Genomic DNA, 18,559 nt, shown 5'->3' with positions numbered 1-18,559 from the left:
GCATGATCGTATTGCGGTTTTGCGACTGTTCAGTCCTCTCACCGCTACGCGATTTGCAAATTACTCAGCAGCCTCCAACAACTCAATTCCCTTCCTGATACGTGTCAGGGACTCCTCTTTTCCGATGATCTCCATGATCTCGGTAGCGCCTGCCGGTGTCATCTGTTTTCCAGATACTGCTGTGCGGATCGGCCACATAACGAAACCAGTCTTTACGCCCTTATCGGCAACATACTTGGAAAGAGCCTCAAACAGGGCATCATTGCTGAAGTCATCCTGTTCCTCAAGGATCGGAAGAACCTCCTTTAATGTCTCTAAGGAGTTCTCCTTTGTTGTCTTCATCTTCTTATGGATATACATGTCCGCGCTGTACTCCGGCATCTCCTCGAAGAAGTCGACCTGATCCGCGATATCGCACAGTGTCTCGATTCTCGTCTTCACCATTCCGGCGATCTTCTTTAAGTCTAACGGTTTCTTGATCGCAGTCTCAAGGTACGGCTTTGCAAGCTCGAAGAACTTCTCATCGTCCATCTTCTTGATGTACTCTCCGTTCATCCAGCGAAGCTTTGTCATATCGAAGACAGCCGGGGACTTGCTCATATTGTGGTAGTCGAACGCTTTTACAAGCTCCTCAAGAGTAAAGAACTCCTGGTTGTCTGTCGGGGACCATCCTAAGAGGGCAACGAAGTTTACGATCGCCTCTGTTAAAAAGCCCTGCTCGAGAAGATCCTCGAAGGAGGAATGTCCGCTTCTCTTGCTTAATTTCTTGTGCTCCTCGTTTGTGATGGTTGGGCAGTGTACATATACCGGAACTTTCCAGCCGAATGCGTCGTAGAGACGGTTGTACTTCGGGGAGGAAGAAAGGTACTCGTTTCCGCGGACAACGTGTGTGATCTTCATCAGATGGTCATCCACAACGTTTGCGAAGTTGTAGGTTGGGTATCCGTCGGATTTGATAAGGACCATATCGTCGAGCTCTGCGTTGTCTACCGTGATATCTCCGTAGATCTCATCGTGGAATGTTGTAGTTCCCTCTTTCGGGTTGTTCTGGCGGATAACGAACGGCTTTCCTGCCTTTAAGTTTGCCTCTACCTCTTCTTTGGTAAGATGCAGGCAGTGCTTATCGTAAACCATGATCTCCTCACCGTTTACGGTCTTCTTTAATGAATTTAAGCGCTCCTGGGTACAGAAGCAGTAATATGCCTCACCTTTTTCTACAAGCTTTTTCGCGTACTCCATGTAGATTCCGGCTTTCTGGCGCTCACTCTGGACATACGGACCATAGCCGCCGTCCTTATCCGGACCCTCGTCATGGATCAGTCCGGTCTTTTCCAGTGTGCGGTAGATGATTCCCTCAGCACCCTCAACGTGGCGCTCCTGGTCTGTATCCTCAATACGGAGAATGAAATCTCCGCCTTCATGCTTTGCGATCAGGTATGTGTAAAGAGCTGTTCTTAAATTACCTACATGCATCCGGCCGGTCGGGCTCGGCGCAAATCTTGTTCTGATTTTTTCCATAATCCATATCTCCTGTTGATATATATTTATCCGCGGATAGTTCCGCAGACAGACATTCTTTTTTTCTATACCGTCATATCTAATAAATGACAAGCCAGATTAAAGTACACCATCAGACTCACCGCATCCACGATCGTCGTGATCATCGGTGACGCCATGATCGCCGGATCAAGCTTTAAGACCTTCGCCCCGATCGGCAGTGTGCATCCGATCGTCTTCGCAACGATGACCGTACAGAACAGGCTGATCACGACGGTCACGCAGATCATCGTGTTGCCCGGATACTGGATCATCAGACGGATAAAGTTTACCACCGCCAGGACAAATCCAACGATCACGCCGACCCGTACTTCCTTCCACACGACCTTCAGGATATCCGAAGGCTCCACATCGCCGATAGCCATACCACGGATGATCATGGTGCTGCTCTGGCTTCCGGAGTTTCCGCCGGTATCCATAAGCATCGGGATAAAGCTTACAAGAAGCGGGATTGCCGCAAAGGCATTCTCATATTTTACGAGGATTCCGCCGGTGATCGTACTGGAAAGCATTAAGATCAGAAGCCACGGGATCCTGTTTTTTGCCAATGTGAAGACGCCGGTCTTTAGATACGGCTTTTCACTCGGCAGCATCGCCGCCATCTTCTCGAAGTCCTCGGTGGCCTCTTCTTCCATGACTTCCATGACATCGTCAACGGTGATGATTCCCACAAGGCGGTCCTCACTGTCAACTACCGGCATGGAGAGCAGACCGTACTTGTTCATCGTGTCCGCCACCTGCTCCTGGTCATCGGTCGTCTGGGCTTTGATGACGTGGGTGTCCATAATATCGCCCACCAGACGCTCATAGGGCTGAAGGAGAAGATCCTTTACCGTCACAACGCCGTCCAGCATTCGTTTTTCGTCCATCACATAGCAGGTGTAGATCGTCTCGGAATCCACCGCGTGATGACGGATATAGGCGAAACACTGTTCCACCGTCATAGTCTTCTTTAATCCGACGTACTCAGCCGTCATGATACTTCCGGCTGTGTTTTCCGGATAGTTTAAGAACTGGTTGATCAGTTTTCTCGTCTCCGGTTTCGTGTTCTGAAGGACACGGCGGACCACCGTTGCCGGAAGTTCCTCCACCAGGTCTACGGCATCATCCACATAAAGCTCTTCCACGATCTCGGAAAGCTCTTTATCGGTGATGCTGTTGATAATGTGACTCTGCTTGTCCACCGGAAGCTCGGCAAACACTTCGGTCGCCAGCGCCTTCGGCAGCATCCGGAACACGATGACCGTACGCTCGGAATCCAGTTCTTCGATGAACGACGCGATATCCACCTCGTTCAGTTCCACAAGCTCTTCCTTTAACAGGCGGTACTTTTTCTCCTTCGCCAGATCCAGAAGATGCTCCATGTCAAATGTCTCATTTCCATCATTCGGCATTTTCTTTTCCCCCATAATCAGTTGTTTTCACTCAGCATTTTGCTGATCTTTTCACGCGATTATGGAAGCAAAGACACCTGCAGCCGCCGCATTTCCCCTGCGCCGGTCCACAATCTCCTGTACAGCTAAATTCGGCAATACACATAACAGATCGTCCCTGTCATGCCTATTGCCACTGGTTCAGGGTGTGCGTCTGCTTCCATCGTATGACTTCGACCTTCCATTATGTGTTCACTTCCTTTCTCTGTGCTTTCCATTATAAGAAAATTTTACCCAATTGGCAACCGGTTACGCAATTTTTCGTGAAGAAGATGAATTTTCAGTTCAGAAAATTCCTACCCGTGAACAATGACAAAAAGCCGCCAGGATATGGGCTGGCAGCGTTCATGAACACAGTGTTATTAGTTTGTTACTATTACGTTACTGGTTGTGCGTATTTTACAGCGTTTTATGGAACGAAAACCCCAGGAAACATAAGGTTTCCTGGGGTTATAATACTTCGTGGATTAAGCTCTGGAAAGGTACTCACCAGTACGTGTATCGATCTTAACGCGGTCACCCTGGTTAACGAATAACGGAACGTTGATCTGAGCGCCTGTCTCAAGAGTAGCCGGCTTTGTTGCGCCTGTGGCTGTATCGCCCTTGAAGCCCGGCTCTGTATCTGTGATCTCGAGCTCTACGAATAACGGAGCCTCAACAGAGAATACCTTGCCATTGTAGGAGCAGACTTTAACTGTCTCGTTCTCTTTAACGAACTTTAATGCATCACCTACAACATCTGTGGATAATGCGATCTGCTCGTATGTGTTAACATCCATGAAGTTGTAAAGGTCACCGTCTGCATACAGATACTGCATATCTACGCGGTCGATTCTTGCTGCTGGGAATTTCTCGGTCGGACGGAATGTTCTCTCAACTACACCGCCATTGATAACGTTTTTTAATTTTGTTCTAACGAAAGCAGCACCCTTACCCGGTTTTACGTGCTGGAACTCTAAGATCTGAACAACCTGTCCATCGATTTCAAGTGTAACGCCATTTCTGAAATCACCTGCTGATACCATAAATGATAATCCTCCTTAAAACTGTTTCCAATTATTTCATTTCAAATTTCACGCTTATCGCTGATTCTATCCTATTCTATACTATTCTCCAACGGTTTTCAACTATTTTTTGCAAAAATCCCCGGCTGTCCGCCCCGTTTTTTTCAATCGTTTCCTGTAAAACATGAGAACTACCGCCTCGAGATACCGTTTCAGGACAATCTGGATCTCTTCTTTTGGATTGATGGGCTTTACAAGGATCGAATAGAGGCCTGTCCTGTTTGCGCCCCAGACGTCCGTAAACAGCTGGTCGCCGACAAAAAAAGTGGTATCACGGTCCGTTTTCATCCGCTCCATAGCCCGCTCGTAGCCTTTTCTCGACGGTTTCCCACCCTTATAAATATAGGGACTTCCCACCTTGTCCGCAAAAGGTGATACACGCGGCTCCTTATTATTGGAAAGGATGCAGGTGGAAAAGCCGATGGCGCGGAGCCGCTCAAAGAGCTCGATCGCCCGCTTGTCCGCCGGTGCCCCGTGGGGAACCAGGGTATTGTCCACATCGAAGATGATTCCCCGGTATCCTCTCTCATAAAGTTTCTCGTACGGGATCTCGTATGCGCTGTCCACATAGTTCCCCGGATAGAATATTTCAAACATAATATTACCCTTAATTCAGCACTTCAGCCATACCTGCTCCTGTTTTTATCCGGGTGAACAACGTCATTCATTGACCCTTTTGCAGACCGGTGCACAGCCAAACCGCCTCTTTTGCTGTTATTTATTATTTAAGAACTTAGCCAATTCATCCATAAACGCGTTCACATCCTTAAATTCCCTGTAGACAGACGCGAAACGGACGTATGCAACCTCGTCCACCATCTTGAGTTTTTTCATGACAAGCTCGCCGATGGTCACGGACGGGATCTCACGCTCTTCCATGCTGAAGATCTGCTTCTCGATCTCGTCGATCATCTTCGTGATCTGGTCCGAGGAGACCGGACGCTTATGACATGACAAAAGGATTCCGTTTTCGATCTTCGCACGATTGTACGGTTCTCTGGAATCATCTTTCTTGATGATCATAAGCGGCAGTGTCTCTAATTTCTCATATGTCGTAAAGCGCTTTCCGCACTCCTCGCACTGACGTCGGCGTCTGATCGAGCTGTTATCATCAGCCGGACGCGAGTCGATGACCTTTGTATCCTGGGCACCACAAAACGGACATTTCATGGGACTTCCTCCTTTGCTGCCGACCGTACTATTTTTCCGCTCACGGCCACATTTTTATACCATATCTTATCACACTATCCTCTGGTTCCGCAAGTCTTTTGCTCTTTATCCGTAATTCCGATCTCCTGGCTTTTTCCTTACACGCCTTGAATAACTGTCTGTATAAAGCTCTCCCTCGCCTCCTGCTGAGCCTCCAGCTTTCTGATCTTCTCCGTACTCTTCGCGGGCACCCAGGCCTTGTTGGCGTTGTAATAAAAATTGATCTGTTTCCAATACTTTTCCGGATATAAAAACAGGTAATAAAGCACCTGCCGCTCCACTTCCGAGACCGGCAGCACCCGTTCGTAGGACTCCATGACCTGCCGCCCCAGCCGCTCATTCCAGTCATGCTTTTCCATAATCTTCCTGAGGAAATAATACAGGTCCTCCATCTGGACACCCAGGTGCATCTGGTTGAACTCCGTCACCGCCGTGTACCCGTTTCCGATCAGGATATGGTGGTAATCCGGCTCCCCATGGCAGACCGCGTACCCATCTGCGATCTCTTTTCCGTGAATCTCATACAGCCTTTCCATGCCCCGCTCTGCTTCCACGGCCTGGGCCGCGAAAATTTCAAAATTTCCGATCACTCGGAGCTCAAATTCATTTTTCTTCCGCTTTCCGCGGATAAATGTCCTCGCCTTCTTTAACTCCCGGTTGTGGCGGCGCATGGCCTCAAAGAGCGGCAGTGAGATCATGGATCTCATATTCCACGTTTCCTGCCGTTTGATCATGCGGAACTGCCGATGCAGAAGCGCCAATGCCCGCACCGCCGACAATACCTCTCTTTCATCCTTCAGGTCACATTCCCGGTCCGCGAACCATTCCTTCACGATATATCTGGTCCCATCCTCCGCCGTCGACAACAGCTCCCCCTCAGAATTTCTCACATATTGGTCCGCCTTCAGAGTCTCCATTCCATCTAAAGACTGCAAAACCGCCTCCTCAAACTCCAGGCGGTTCACACTTCCACGATATTCCTTTAAAAGCCGCAGTCCCAGATCCGTCTCAAGGATCCAGGATCCTCGTCCTCTCCGCAGCACATCCACCCGAAATCCGTACGTCTTCTCCGCCTCTTCCTTCCAGTCGATCACGATTCTATCCCCCCATATCCTGCTCTGACCTTTTCCATCGACAACAATTCCGGCCCTCATCCTGCTGCCGGAATTTCCTTCTGCACAAGATATGAAATGAAAGGGGGGATTATTCCCCTGTTTCCAGAATACGGCCTGTACGTTTTTTCCTGCTTTCTGGCTGCCCGTCGTTAAATAAAAAAGAATGCGCCTTGGCACATTCTCGCGCCTTGCGCGGCCGCTTGCGACAATCTACATTTTCGCGCGAGTGCACATCATCGGCACATTAGTGCCTTTTATGTAATAGGGAATTCCTTGGAATTTCCTATTACACAAAAAAGACACCTGCAAAATTCTCTGCAGATGTCCCTACTGACATTTTTATTTCTTTTTAAATTGATTTATTTTTTCTAATAATATATCTTTTTTATTTAATTCTGGTTTTTCAAGCACCAGATTCAAAAGGTACATGAGCCCGTCGCCGATCTGCTTTCCTTTTTCCAGACCTTTTGCGAGAAGATCGCCTCCGTTGACCGCCAGCTGCTTCAGGCTCACACAGTCTCCTGCCTCTTTGATCTCCTCAAAAAGCCGCAGGATCCCCGGAACTGTCTCATCTCCGTCCAGCTTCTTTAGCTGCATGGCTCCGAGGAACTGGTACTCCGTCACCCGGCTTAAAAGTCTACGGATCTCGACCTTATCGACCGCAAGCGGTGCCTGGAATGCCGTGATCATGTTCTTTACGTTTCCAATAGTATCATTGTCAAGCTTTAATCCGCGAAGGATCTTCACCGCCTGCTCCGCTGTCATATGGCGCAGGAAACCGGCCCATCTATGGGATTTGTCCGCCGGAAGCGCAACGATGCCAGCCCAGCATTCTTTTAACGGATCCATGGAATTTCTGCTCTCCAGTTCCCGTTCAAACACCTCTGTAAATCCTGGCGTCACATACTCCGCGATCCCCGTCGCGTCCACCATCCAGATCTTCTCCGGATGATCCGACAGCAGAAGCTTCGTGAGTTCCACCTGGATCCGCTCCTTGCTCACATGGACGAGATTCGGCGCGATCTCAGCAATGGCCTTGTACGTCTCATCCTCGATCACGAAGTCCAGCTGTGCCGCAAACCGCACTGCCCTGAGAATCCGCAGCGCGTCCTCCGTAAACCGGTCCTTCGCACAGCCAACGCACCGGATCACCCGGCGCTTCAGGTCTTCCATGCCCTCAAACTCATCCACGATCCCCGTCTCATGGCTGTATGCCATGGCATTGATCGTAAAGTCCCGGCGCTTTAGATCTTCCCTGAGATCCGGCGTAAACTCAACCGTCTCCGGATGTCTTCCGTCCAGATATTCCCCGTCGATCCGGTATGTGGTGACCTCATAGCCGCTTCCATGCTTAATGATCGTCACCGTTCCATGCTTAAGGCCTGTATCCACGGTTTTCCCGAAGATCTCCTTCACCTGCTCCGGCTTTGCGGAGGTTGTAATGTCCCAGTCCCCCGGAATTCTCCCGAGGACTGCGTCCCGGACACAGCCTCCGACGATAAATGCCTCGTATCCATGGCTTCGTATATTGTCAATGATCCATTCCGCCTCATAGGGCATCTCAATTCTCACCGGTCCGGTTTCCTCCTTATAAATTAGTAATCATTTCCCCAGATTCTTAAGAACTGGGATCAGCCGTTTCGCCAAAACTGCCGCCAGAACACATAAAATAAAATCCTCACCGACCGTCAGAAGAAAGCAGTTGACAAACACGACCTTCCATCCAACGCTTACGCCAAGGACAAAATTGCTGCACACATAAAAATAGATCATCCCGCAGCCATAGTCTGCGAGAAGTCCCCAGAATGCAGAAAATAAAAGCCAGGAAAAAGATGTACTTTTCCTGATCTCATATACACGTCCCGTCACATAGGCCGCCGCCGCAAATCCGATCAAAAAGCCGAATGTAGGCTTTAAAAGATACGCCGGACCACCGCCCGTGGCAAAGACCGGGATCCCACACAATCCGATCACCAGATATGTCAGCACGCTGGCAAATGCCCTTTTTGATCCAAGCAAAAGGGCCGCAAGCAGCACAAAGAAAAACTGCAGCGTAAAGTGCATGGGCACTGGCTGCACCGGGATCGTGATCTTAAGAAAAGCTCCGACGCCGATGAGGGCTGTAAACAGCCCTCCGAGCGTCAGATCCCTGATATTCCATTGCTTCATTAATATGCTTTGCCCCAGTAAACCATCTTGGTTGCCGGTTTGCCGCAGCATACGCAGGTCTCAGCAAGCTTCTCCTGCTTGAACGGCATACATCTGGATGTAACGCCGACCTGCTCCTTTAACTTGTCCTCGCACTCCTGGCAGCCGCACCACATCGCACGGATGAAGCCCGGCTTATTGTCAGCGATATCCTTCATCTCTTCCATGTTGTGTGCGTCGTAGGTGTGGGCGTCACGGTGTGCTTTCGCACGCTCGTACATGTCATGCTGGATCGTCTTTAAGAGCTCATCCACCTTCTCTGCGATCTCGCTTAAAGCAACGGTGATCTTCTCGTGGGTGTCACGGCGTACTAATACAGCCTGGCCTGCCTCGATATCCTTCGGTCCAAGTTCTACACGGACCGGGATTCCTCTCATCTCGGACTCGGAGAACTTCCAGCCCGGGCTCTTATCAGAATCATCAACTTTTACGCGGAAGTTGGAGAGAACCTCCTCGACCTCTCTTGCCTTCTCAAGAACGCCCTCCTGCTGCTGGCGGATCGGAACGATCACAACCTGAGTCGGAGCTACGTTCGGCGGAAGTACAAGACCCTCGTTGTCACCGTGTACCATGATGATGGCACCGATCATACGGGTCGTCATACCCCAGGAGGTCTGGTGAACATATTTTAACTGGTTGTCCTTATCGGAATACTGGATGCCGAAAGCCTTTGCGAAGCCATCGCCGAAGTTGTGGCTGGTTCCGGACTGGAGTGCCTTTCCGTCATGCATTAAGGACTCGATGGTATAGGTTGCCTCAGCACCTGCGAATTTTTCTTTATCTGTCTTCTGTCCGCGAACGACCGGGATCGCAAGGAAATCCTCGCAGAAATCTGCATAGAGGTTTAACATCTGGATCGTTCTCTCCTGAGCTTCCTCTGCTGTCGCATGTGCGGTGTGGCCTTCCTGCCATAAGAACTCTCTGGAGCGGAGGAACGGTCTTGTCGTCTTCTCCCATCTTACTACGGAACACCACTGGTTGTATACCTTCGGAAGGTCACGGTAGGAGTGGATGTCTTTCTGGTAGAAATCACAGAACAGAGTCTCGGATGTCGGGCGGACGCAGAGACGCTCCTGAAGCGGCTCAAGACCTCCCTGTGTTACCCATGCAACTTCCGGTGCGAAGCCTTCTACATGGTCTTTCTCTTTATCAAGTAAGCTCTCCGGGATGAATAACGGCATGTAAACATTCTTTACGCCTGCTTTTTTGAAGCGCTTGTCCAGTTCATGCTGGATGTTCTCCCAGATCGCGTATCCGTCCGGTTTGATGACCATGCAGCCCTTTACGCTTGCATAATCACATAATTCTGCTTTTTTTACAACGTCTGTGTACCACTGCGCGAAATCGTCTTCCATAGAAGTGATGGATTCCACAAGTTTCTTCTCTCTTGCCATTGCTTTTCTCCTTTATATGAATTCTTGGATTGCATACATCTAAAATTTCTGAGGATGCAGGACGCCTGTTCCGTTCCGGGGCACTCCCCGTGGAAACGAAAAAAATGTGCCTTGGCACATTCTCGCGCCTCGCGCGGTCGCTTGCGACAATCTACATCTTCGCGCGAGTGCGCATCTTTGGCACATTAGTGCCTTTTTATGTAACAGGAAATTCCAAGGAATTCCCTGTTACATAAAAAAGGCTGTCGTCCACAAAAGGGACCGACAGCCGGCGTTACCACCCAAATTAGCTCCCGCACTTTACGGGAACTCTCCTCTGATATCCGTTAACGCCGGATCTACGCTGTACTTAGCAATGTAGTCATTCACTGCGGCAATCTGTTTTCACTGCCGTTTTCCACATCTCTCGCACAAAGCTCCGAGGCCGGTTCAACAACGCGCACATGGAAGCTCTCACCGTCTGCTTCCTCTCTGGGATGCCGCCATTCATCTACTTTCCCTCTTCAATGCCTGTCTGATATGCATATATGATGGATTTTAATGGATTTTTCCATGTTTGTCAAGACTCCGGGACGGATTTTGCAGGCCGGCATCACCATCCCGGAGTCTCACACTTTCTGTGTCCATTCTAAACACACGATCTTTAAAATATCAGCTTGATCAACAGCCATCCCGCCGCGATGCATAACAGCACCAATGCAAATGCCGTGGAAATTCCGAATACGATTGCTCCGACAGCGATGGATAAGATAAATCCAAACAAGCTCAGCACCGCGCCGAGAAGTTTTCCACATACGCCAAGCACAAGACCAACGCACTTAAAGATCACGACAAGAAATATGATCGCAAATAAAATTGACATGATTTCGCCTCCCGTCAAACAAAATCTCGAGGATTTCTTCGGCTTATTATATTCCCACTGTCAACATTTGTAAATATAAATCAACTCCCAATCGCTAAATACCTGATCTGGTGTTACAGTTCATGCTTACATGAACTGTAACCGATTTTGCCGATGCTTCGCATTCCAAATCGGCAAAATCCGCTGCCATAACTGTATTGTACGGGATTTTCAGTTCAGAAAATCCCTATCCATACACGGTAATGAGCCGCCCAGTTCCGTCCTTCTGGTAAACACGGTGGGAGATCGAGATAACAGTACGCCCTTCCGACGCGCTCTTTAATGCCCGGATCACCATCTCCTCCGTCTCCGCGTCAAGGTTCGCCGTGATCTCATCGAGAAGCAGGATCCCAGGTTTTCCGGCAACGGCTCTCGCGATGGATAAGAGCTGCCACTGACCCTGGGAGAATATCTCCGGTTTACATAATGTGTCATAGCCATCATCCAGGCTCACGATCGTCCCATGGAGTCCCACGAGCTTCGCGGCCGCCTGCACCGCCTCGTCCCCGATCGCCGGGTCAAACAGTGTGATCTGGTCGCGGACCGTGCCCGGAACCATATGAAAGGACTGTTCCACATAGCCGAACTTCTTTCTTTTCTCCTTGTCAGAGAGCCGATATGCCGCCTCGCCCTCAATCAGAGCCTCACCGGAATTCGGGCGATAGAGTCCTAAAAGCAGCTTAAAAATCGTACTCTTTCCGGCGCCGGTACGTCCCGTCAGCGTTACCTGCTCGCCCGGATAGATTGCGAAATTCATGTCATTTAAAACGATGTGGTCGTCGTAGCCGAAGGTGACATCTTTAAACTCCACGCATGGTTCTGTATTCTCGAAAATGCCGCCATCCTTTAACTTAGCCGCATCTAAATCTATACTCGCCGCACTGGTGTCCCCGGAACTATTCTCCGCTCTCCCCTGCGCATTCTCTAATTCCTGTACAGCGCCATTCTTTCCAACTGTATGTCTGGAATCCACAAGTGCTCTCTCTTCTACCATCTCCCTCTCCGGCTTCGCCAGAAACTCGTTGATCCGGTAAACACCCGCAACCGCCGACTGGATCGTCTGGATCTCCATGCCGAGATTCTCGATCGGCGAGAATACCTGGGAAATATAGTTGATGACTGCGACAGATTTTCCCACGGACATGCCGAACAATGCCAGGATCTTCGCGTTTCCGGATGCCGCAAGCAGCATGACGATCGCCACCGCCACCGCATTCAGGAACAGGATCAACGGCGAGTAAACAGCGTCGTAAAAGTTCGTCTTCTCGACCGCCGAATAGCTCTCCCCGATATAGTCATCATACCTTTTCTCCATATACGTCTCTTTTCCAAGTGTATGAATCGTTCTGATACACCGGATTGTCTCCGGAACATGATTTGTGACACGGCTCATTGCCGCGCGATTCTCTAACTGCGCCGTCAGCATCTGCTTCTGGACGATTCTCGTGAACGCAAAGATCACCGGAATCAATACAACAAGAAGCAGCGCAAGTCCCCGGTTCTGGAACCAGATCACCGCAAAGATACTGATGACTCTGCAGGCATCCGCGAACATGCTGATGATTCCGGAGGTAAACAATGCCTCCACGGTATCTACATCGCCCACAAACCTGGATACCACAGCACCCGGCTCTTCCTTATTTAATGTGTCAGCGCTCAGCCGGACAAGCTTCTTCGAAAGCTCGCTTCGGAACGCATGGGTCATCTTCTGTCCAAACACAGTCAGGAAACTTTCTCTCAAGGACTCCAGCGCCCCCGACAAAAAGATCAGCAGAAAATACTCTGCTGCCATGGAAAATCCCGGGAAATTTCCGCCGGCGATCCGGTCAATGATCTTTCCGAGAACGAGAGGCGGAAGCAGGGAAATGACAACGGCACCCGTCACCGTCAGAATGATTCCGATGGAAAGCCATTTTTCCCGCACGACGGTATTTCCGATAATCGATGCCGCGCTGATACGTCTATTTGCAGTCATGATTTCCATCTCCTCTCCCCAGAATTTTCATGCGGTCTCCCTGATGGATTCCCGCGATTTCCGCTTCTTTTCGTTGTCTATTCAATATCCTCATATTTCTGTGCGCCGTCAGGATGATCCTTTTTCTCACTTGACAGAATATTTTCATCTTTCTCCGAAACCTGCGCCCTGTAAAGCTCCGCGTACTGCGGATTTTCCGCCATCAACCTCTCATGGCTGCTGCATGTTCCCATCTTCTGGTCCATCCAGATCACCTGGTCGAACTCCGGGAACAGGTATAGTCTGTGGGAGATCAGGAACACGATCCTGTCTTTCGAGAGCTCCTTCACATGCTCAAATACCTGTTTTTCTGTATTTCTGTCGAGCGCCGAGAACGGATCATCCAGAACCAGCACCGGCTTTCCATGGCAGAGTGTTCTCGCCAACGCAAGACGCGCCGCCTGCCCTCCCGAGAGACGGACGCCACTGTTTCCCACAACGGTCTTCTCCTTCTCCTCCATCTCCCGGACCTCCTCGTCGAAACATACAGCCCTAAGCCATGTCCAGACGTTGTCATCATCCCCCAAGAGCACGTTGTTTTCCACGCTGTCTCCCAAAAGCTCCGGATCATGTCCAAGATACCCGATGATCCGGCTCCGCTCATTTTCCGTGTAGGAGGAAAGCTCCCTGCCGCCGTAAGTCAGATGACCCTCATACGGATATTCGCAGAGAAAACTCTTTCCCAGTGTAGATTTTCCGCACGCCACCGGACCCGTGATGCCGACGATCTGACCTGGTTTCGCGGTGAAGGAAATCTCCTTAAAGATCGGGTCACTGCCCGGATAGGCGAAAGAGAGATGATCAGCTACGGCTACGTTTTCTTTGACGCTGTTCTTTTCTGACTGCTGCCCGGATTTATGCACCGCACTGCCTCCCGGTCCATTCTTCACATCCTTGTCGGAGCTTTCAGTATTGTAGTTTTCATTCTGCGCCGCGATCTCATCTTTCTCCACAGCCTCAGACGCCCGCTCCATGTACGGATGGATCCTCTTCCAGGAAACCTGCGCCTTGTGGACCGCATTGAAGAGCTTCGCCGCCTTCGAGGACTTATCGGAGAGCTTCGCGTAACATGCCAGGAATGTGGTAAATGCCGCCACATCCCATGACGTCCAGCCCATTCCGAGGATATTTTCTGAACCGAAATACAGGATCATCACAGTTCCCGCCATGGCGATCACCTTGTAGACCGGCGGCAGAGCCGCGTTCCAGATATTCGCCTTCACAGCTGCTTGTTCATACTCTTTTAAGTGAACCTCGTAGTTCTCCCCGCGCTCCTTCTCACATCCGAAAACACGGTATGTAATGGCGTTGGTGATCCGATCCAGGGTCACCGCGTTGAGCTTTCCGGTCTGCTTCTTGTAAGCTGCTCCCGTTGTCTGGACGATCCGTTTCATCTTCTCTGCTATAATATAGGAAAAAGGGGGAAAGATCATGGAACAGAGCGCCAGTCTCCAGTCGTAATAGAGCAGCATGCACACATATCCGAAAAGCGCCACACCTGTATCAAAGATCTCCGTGGTAAACTTTCTCATACCTTCCACGCAGTCATCCACGTCGGAGATCGCCTTCGTGATGACATTTCCGGCGCCCTCTTTTTCCAGCTCCACACGGGATTTATGTATCAGTGTCCGGTACAGGATCCGCTTCATCCGCCGGTTTACATTGTTGGCGAACCGGCGCACATAGAACCGCTTGATATATCTCGCCAGCTGCACCGTTCCGATCACGATCACATAGGCGGGCGCCAGCCGGAGCATCGCCGGAAAACGCTCCGTCCCTGTCAGGATCTGCATCAGGCAGCCCGCCATCTTTCCCTCAAACCATGGCCCCGCCATGAGGCCCAGGTTATAGATCAATCCCGACACTGTGATCAACGCCAGAACCTTCCATTCTGCCCGGAAATACATCATGATCTTATCTGGGCGAAAATTTTTCTTTTCCATTGCTGTTCTTTCCTGAAGTCTTATAAACTTTTCCAGGTTACCGATTTCTCTCTGAAGCAGCTTCTTCCGGAGTGTCTGTTTTTATTTTTGCTGCAATTTCTTCAAAAATATCTTTTTTCTGCACCAGACCCAGAATTTCTCGTTCTCTTTATTATCACCGCTGCTTTCAAGATCCTAGCTTCAAACAGTTCTATTTTTTACATCTTTTTTTCATCTGCACCCTCTATATTCTCTTCCTTATGCTTCTCCACTAACTCCGCTACATCCACAAATCCAGCTCTCCGCTCATTCTTCGACCGCCAGTACAGTTTGTCGAGCGTCTCACAAAATGCGTTTTTCTCCTCCTCCGGCAGCTCCGCCAGCAGCCACTCATAAAAGACCGCCTCGATACTCGCCTTCGAATTCTTTAATGCCTCCGCCTTTTTTGTCGCGTAAAGCAGCTGGCTTCTTCCATCCGCCGGATTCGGCTTTCTCTCGAGATACCCTTTTGCCTCCAGGCTTGCCGCCCGCCTCGCCGCAGCGCCCTTATCGATCTTAAGAGTCTCCCGTACCTCCGTCTGGGTGATTCCCGGATTGTGGCGCACGAGATGGATAAAATCGAATTCCGCTGTTCCGATCCCCTCTTCCTTCATGGTCTGCACCGTGAACTTTCCAACCTCACGGGCGATCTTTGTGATCTTTCTTCCAGTCTGGTCCATAAAGTCTCCTCCAAATATCGCTTTACTTTTGCTCCCCCGGCTTCACGCTATCTGCGTATCTTATTCCTGTTCCATAGAATTACAATATCGTAAATCCCGGCGGACTCCCTCGTTCATATCCGTCCTGTCTCACCACTATGCAAATTTTAACACAATTTTGCTCCAGATAGTTGTACTATCATCTAAATTGGATGATAGTACAACTATCTAATTTTGTCAACCTCATATTTCTGCTTTTTCTTTGAAAATAATGTCTTTACTTTATTTTCTTAAAATTTCAGTATGAAAAACGGCATCCAGTAAAAGAATGATATTATTTTAACAAAGTCTGCCATTTTGTTGTTGATTTTGTCCAAATTTCATGTATAATGGAAGTGAAAGATATCATTATTGCCTGTAAAATTTCCAGGTAATGGTACCTGTTCAACCCTGAACATGTACAAGACGATAGTCCCGCCCCACTGCGGTCGGGACCAAATTTATGAAAAGAGGTTAGATAAGCGATGGCAAAGATTGATTTAAGCAAGTATGGCATCACCGGAACCACAGAGATCGTCTACAACCCGTCTTACGAGATGTTATTCGAGGAGGAAATGAAGCCGGAACTCGAAGGCTACGAAAAAGGACAGGTCAGCGAACTCGGAGCAGTTAATGTTATGACCGGTATCTACACCGGCCGTTCACCGAAAGATAAATTTATCGTTGTGGATGAAAATTCCAAAGATACTGTATGGTGGACTTCTGACGAGTATAAGAACGACAACCATCCGGCTTCCCAGGAAACCTGGAAGGCAGTAAAAGATATCGCATTAAAAGAGCTCTCCAACAAGAGACTTTTCGTTGTCGACGCATTCTGCGGCGCAAACAAAGACACCCGCATGGCGATCCGTTTTATCGTTGAGGTCGCTTGGCAGGCACACTTCGTAAAGAACATGTTCATCAAGCCGACTGCTGAAGAGCTTGAAAACTTCGAGCCGGATTTCGTTGTTTATAACGCATCCAAAGCAAAAGTTGAGAACTACAAGGAACTTGGCTTAAACTCCGAGACAGCTGTTGTCTTCAATATCACAAGCCGCGAGCAGGTTATTATCAACACCTGGTACGGCGGAGAGATGAAGAAAGGTATGTTCTCCATGATGAACTACTACCTTCCGTTAAAGGGCATCGCATCTATGCACTGCTCCGCTAACACAGATATGGAAGGCAAAAACACAGCGATCTTCTTCGGACTTTCCGGAACAGGTAAGACAACTCTTTCCACAGATCCGAAGCGTCTCCTGATCGGTGATGACGAGCACGGCTGGGACGACAACGGAGTATTCAACTTCGAGGGCGGCTGCTACGCTAAAGTTATCAACCTTGATAAAGAATCCGAGCCGGATATCTACAACGCGATCAAGCGCGATGCTCTTCTCGAGAACGTAACACTTGATAAAGACGGTGTGATCGACTTCGCTGACAAGAGCGTAACCGAGAACACCCGTGTATCCTATCCGATCGACCATATTAAAAATATCGTTCGCCCGATCTCCGCAGGTCCGGCAGCTAAGAACGTGATCTTCCTCTCCGCAGATGCATTCGGTGTACTTCCGCCGGTATCCATCCTGACTCCGGAGCAGACAAAGTACTACTTCCTGTCCGGTTTCACAGCAAAGCTTGCTGGTACAGAGCGCGGAATCACAGAGCCGACACCGACCTTCTCCGCTTGCTTCGGTCAGGCATTCCTGGAGCTCCATCCGACAAAATACGCGGAAGAGCTTGTTAAGAAGATGGAAAAGAGCGGCGCTAAGGCATACCTCGTTAACACAGGCTGGAACGGAACCGGCAAGCGTATCTCCATCAAAGATACCCGTGGAATCATCGACGCGATCTTAAACGGCGATATCTTAAACGCACCGACAAAGAAGATCCCGCACTTCAACTTCGAAGTTCCGACTGAGCTTCCGGGCGTTGATTCCAAGATTCTCGACCCACGCGATACATACGCAAACGTTGCTGACTGGGAAGAGAAAGCAAAAGACCTCGCAGGCAGATTCGTCAAGAACTTTGCAAAATATGAGAGTAACGAAGCTGGTAAAGCCCTCGTTGCCGCTGGCCCGCAGATCTGATCGTCTTACTGATTTAGCTTTATAAGCTGATAAATGTCAGAGGACACTGCATGTAACGTGCAGTGTCCTCTTTTTGCATCTTATCACTATTACGATCCTTAACATTCTGAGCCAGCAGGATCCGCTCCTGCTATAAGCTGGTCTTTCCTGTTCAGCGCTCTCTACTCCGCATGTGCCGCCGTCTTAAGCGCCAGCCGTACCAGATCATCCATGGACTGGGCATGTTCCCGCTCTGGAAGGTCCACAAAGATCTCCTGTCCGTTCTCGTCATAGCGGATTCCTGTTGTGATTCCCACCATCATCAGAGCCCGGCATCCAAACTCTGCTGCCGCCGTATAAAATGCGCAGCCCTCCTGTTCAGAGCACAGCATACCGTACTTCTTCCACATCTTCGACTTATAATTTTCGTCGCGGTAAAGTCTGTCGTTGCAGACCGTTCCGCCCACGTACGTCACGAGATGTTCCTCATCCGCAATGCGTTTCGCGGTGCTCAAAAGCCCGAAATCTGCCACCGGTGAGAAATGTCCGTTGAACATGTTGTCGTTGATTCCGCTGGTGGTGCTGACCGCCTGGGACAGGACGATATCGAAGTTTTTCATATCGTCCTGATAGCCGCCGGAGGTACCTGCACGCACCAGGATCTTACAGCCATAATCCCTGCAGAGCTCCGTGGCGTAGATCAGCATGGACGGTCCGCCCATTCCGACTGCCATCACAGATACCCGTACTCCCTCAAACATTCCCGTATAGCAGTACGCACACCGCACATCATTCACAAGCACCGCATCTTCCAGATAATGTTCCGCGATATACTTCGCCCGGTTCGGATCTCCTACCAGGACGATCCGCTCAGAAATTTCGCCGACTTCGGCATGATTATGCATCGTCATCTGTATTCACGCTCCTTTTTCTTTC

General features: G+C 49.7%; 15 protein-coding genes and 1 other annotated feature. Of the genes, 1 reads left to right on the top strand and 14 read right to left on the bottom strand.

From position 1 onward, the window contains the following. Positions 1 to 60 precede the first annotated feature (60 nt). The 13 genes from gltX to DWY93_RS10525 form a co-directional block, all read right to left on the bottom strand. Complete coding sequence (gene gltX, locus DWY93_RS10585) at positions 61 to 1,518, bottom strand: glutamate--tRNA ligase (RefSeq protein ID WP_117470943.1); 1,458 nt, start codon at positions 1,516 to 1,518, stop codon at positions 61 to 63. Between the two features lie 65 nt (positions 1,519 to 1,583). After that, complete coding sequence (mgtE, locus tag DWY93_RS10580) at positions 1,584 to 2,951, bottom strand: magnesium transporter (protein ID WP_117470944.1); 1,368 nt, start codon at positions 2,949 to 2,951, stop codon at positions 1,584 to 1,586. A 506-nt stretch (positions 2,952 to 3,457) separates the two neighbouring features. Then, a complete protein-coding gene (efp, locus tag DWY93_RS10575; RefSeq protein ID WP_015555065.1) occupies positions 3,458 to 4,015 on the bottom strand; it encodes an elongation factor P in 558 nt (185 codons plus the stop codon). 102 nt (positions 4,016 to 4,117) lie between these two features. Beyond that, positions 4,118 to 4,651 (bottom strand): YqeG family HAD IIIA-type phosphatase, encoded by a 534-nt coding sequence (locus DWY93_RS10570; RefSeq protein WP_117470945.1) that lies wholly within the window; start codon positions 4,649 to 4,651, stop codon positions 4,118 to 4,120. 117 nt (positions 4,652 to 4,768) lie between these two features. Next, positions 4,769 to 5,224: a transcriptional regulator NrdR gene (nrdR, locus tag DWY93_RS10565; RefSeq protein WP_117470946.1), complete on the bottom strand. Its 456-nt coding sequence runs from the start codon at positions 5,222 to 5,224 to the stop codon at positions 4,769 to 4,771. A 137-nt stretch (positions 5,225 to 5,361) separates the two neighbouring features. Beyond that, positions 5,362 to 6,357 carry a spore coat protein CotS gene (locus tag DWY93_RS10560; protein WP_117470953.1) on the bottom strand — a complete coding sequence of 332 codons (996 nt, stop codon included), beginning with the start codon at positions 6,355 to 6,357 and terminating at the stop codon, positions 5,362 to 5,364. Positions 6,358 to 6,717: 360 nt separating this feature from the next. Then, positions 6,718 to 7,950: a CCA tRNA nucleotidyltransferase gene (locus DWY93_RS10555; protein ID WP_117470947.1), complete on the bottom strand. Its 1,233-nt coding sequence runs from the start codon at positions 7,948 to 7,950 to the stop codon at positions 6,718 to 6,720. 30 nt (positions 7,951 to 7,980) lie between these two features. Continuing rightward, entirely contained in the window at positions 7,981 to 8,547 is a 567-nt protein-coding gene (locus DWY93_RS10550; protein WP_021905906.1) for a biotin transporter BioY, read from the bottom strand. Next, entirely contained in the window at positions 8,547 to 9,980 is a 1,434-nt protein-coding gene (proS, locus tag DWY93_RS10545) for a proline--tRNA ligase (RefSeq protein WP_015555070.1), read from the bottom strand. Before proS ends, DWY93_RS10550 begins: the two co-directional genes overlap by 1 nt. 253 nt (positions 9,981 to 10,233) lie before the next feature. Next, positions 10,234 to 10,496, bottom strand: a binding site (T-box leader). 127 nt (positions 10,497 to 10,623) lie between these two features. Then, the gene (locus DWY93_RS10540; protein WP_021905908.1) at positions 10,624 to 10,842 is read right to left on the bottom strand and encodes a hypothetical protein; all 219 of its coding nucleotides are present in this window, start codon (positions 10,840 to 10,842) and stop codon (positions 10,624 to 10,626) included. Positions 10,843 to 11,068: 226 nt separating this feature from the next. Next, the gene (locus tag DWY93_RS10535) at positions 11,069 to 12,856 is read right to left on the bottom strand and encodes an ABC transporter ATP-binding protein (protein WP_117471075.1); all 1,788 of its coding nucleotides are present in this window, start codon (positions 12,854 to 12,856) and stop codon (positions 11,069 to 11,071) included. Between the two features lie 77 nt (positions 12,857 to 12,933). Then, positions 12,934 to 14,838, bottom strand: coding sequence for an ABC transporter ATP-binding protein (locus DWY93_RS10530; RefSeq protein WP_117471074.1), 1,905 nt, complete (start codon positions 14,836 to 14,838; stop codon positions 12,934 to 12,936). A gap of 197 nt (positions 14,839 to 15,035) precedes the next feature. Then, on the bottom strand, positions 15,036 to 15,536 hold the full coding sequence (locus tag DWY93_RS10525; protein WP_117471073.1) for a helix-turn-helix domain-containing protein: 501 nt from the start codon (positions 15,534 to 15,536) through the stop codon (positions 15,036 to 15,038). A gap of 503 nt (positions 15,537 to 16,039) precedes the next feature. On the opposite strand from DWY93_RS10525, the gene pckA reads away from it, so the two are divergent. Continuing rightward, on the top strand, positions 16,040 to 17,644 hold the full coding sequence (pckA, locus tag DWY93_RS10520) for a phosphoenolpyruvate carboxykinase (ATP) (protein WP_117471072.1): 1,605 nt from the start codon (positions 16,040 to 16,042) through the stop codon (positions 17,642 to 17,644). Positions 17,645 to 17,805: 161 nt separating this feature from the next. Here pckA and DWY93_RS10515 read toward each other — a convergent pair whose 3' ends face one another. Next, positions 17,806 to 18,534 carry a purine-nucleoside phosphorylase gene (locus DWY93_RS10515; RefSeq protein WP_117471071.1) on the bottom strand — a complete coding sequence of 243 codons (729 nt, stop codon included), beginning with the start codon at positions 18,532 to 18,534 and terminating at the stop codon, positions 17,806 to 17,808. Positions 18,535 to 18,559: the final 25 nt, after the last annotated feature.

The organism is Clostridium sp. AF28-12, assembly GCF_003435225.1.
Lineage (GTDB): Bacteria > Bacillota > Clostridia > Lachnospirales > Lachnospiraceae > Pilosibacter > Pilosibacter fragilis.
This window is presented reverse-complemented; position numbering and strand designations above follow the sequence as displayed.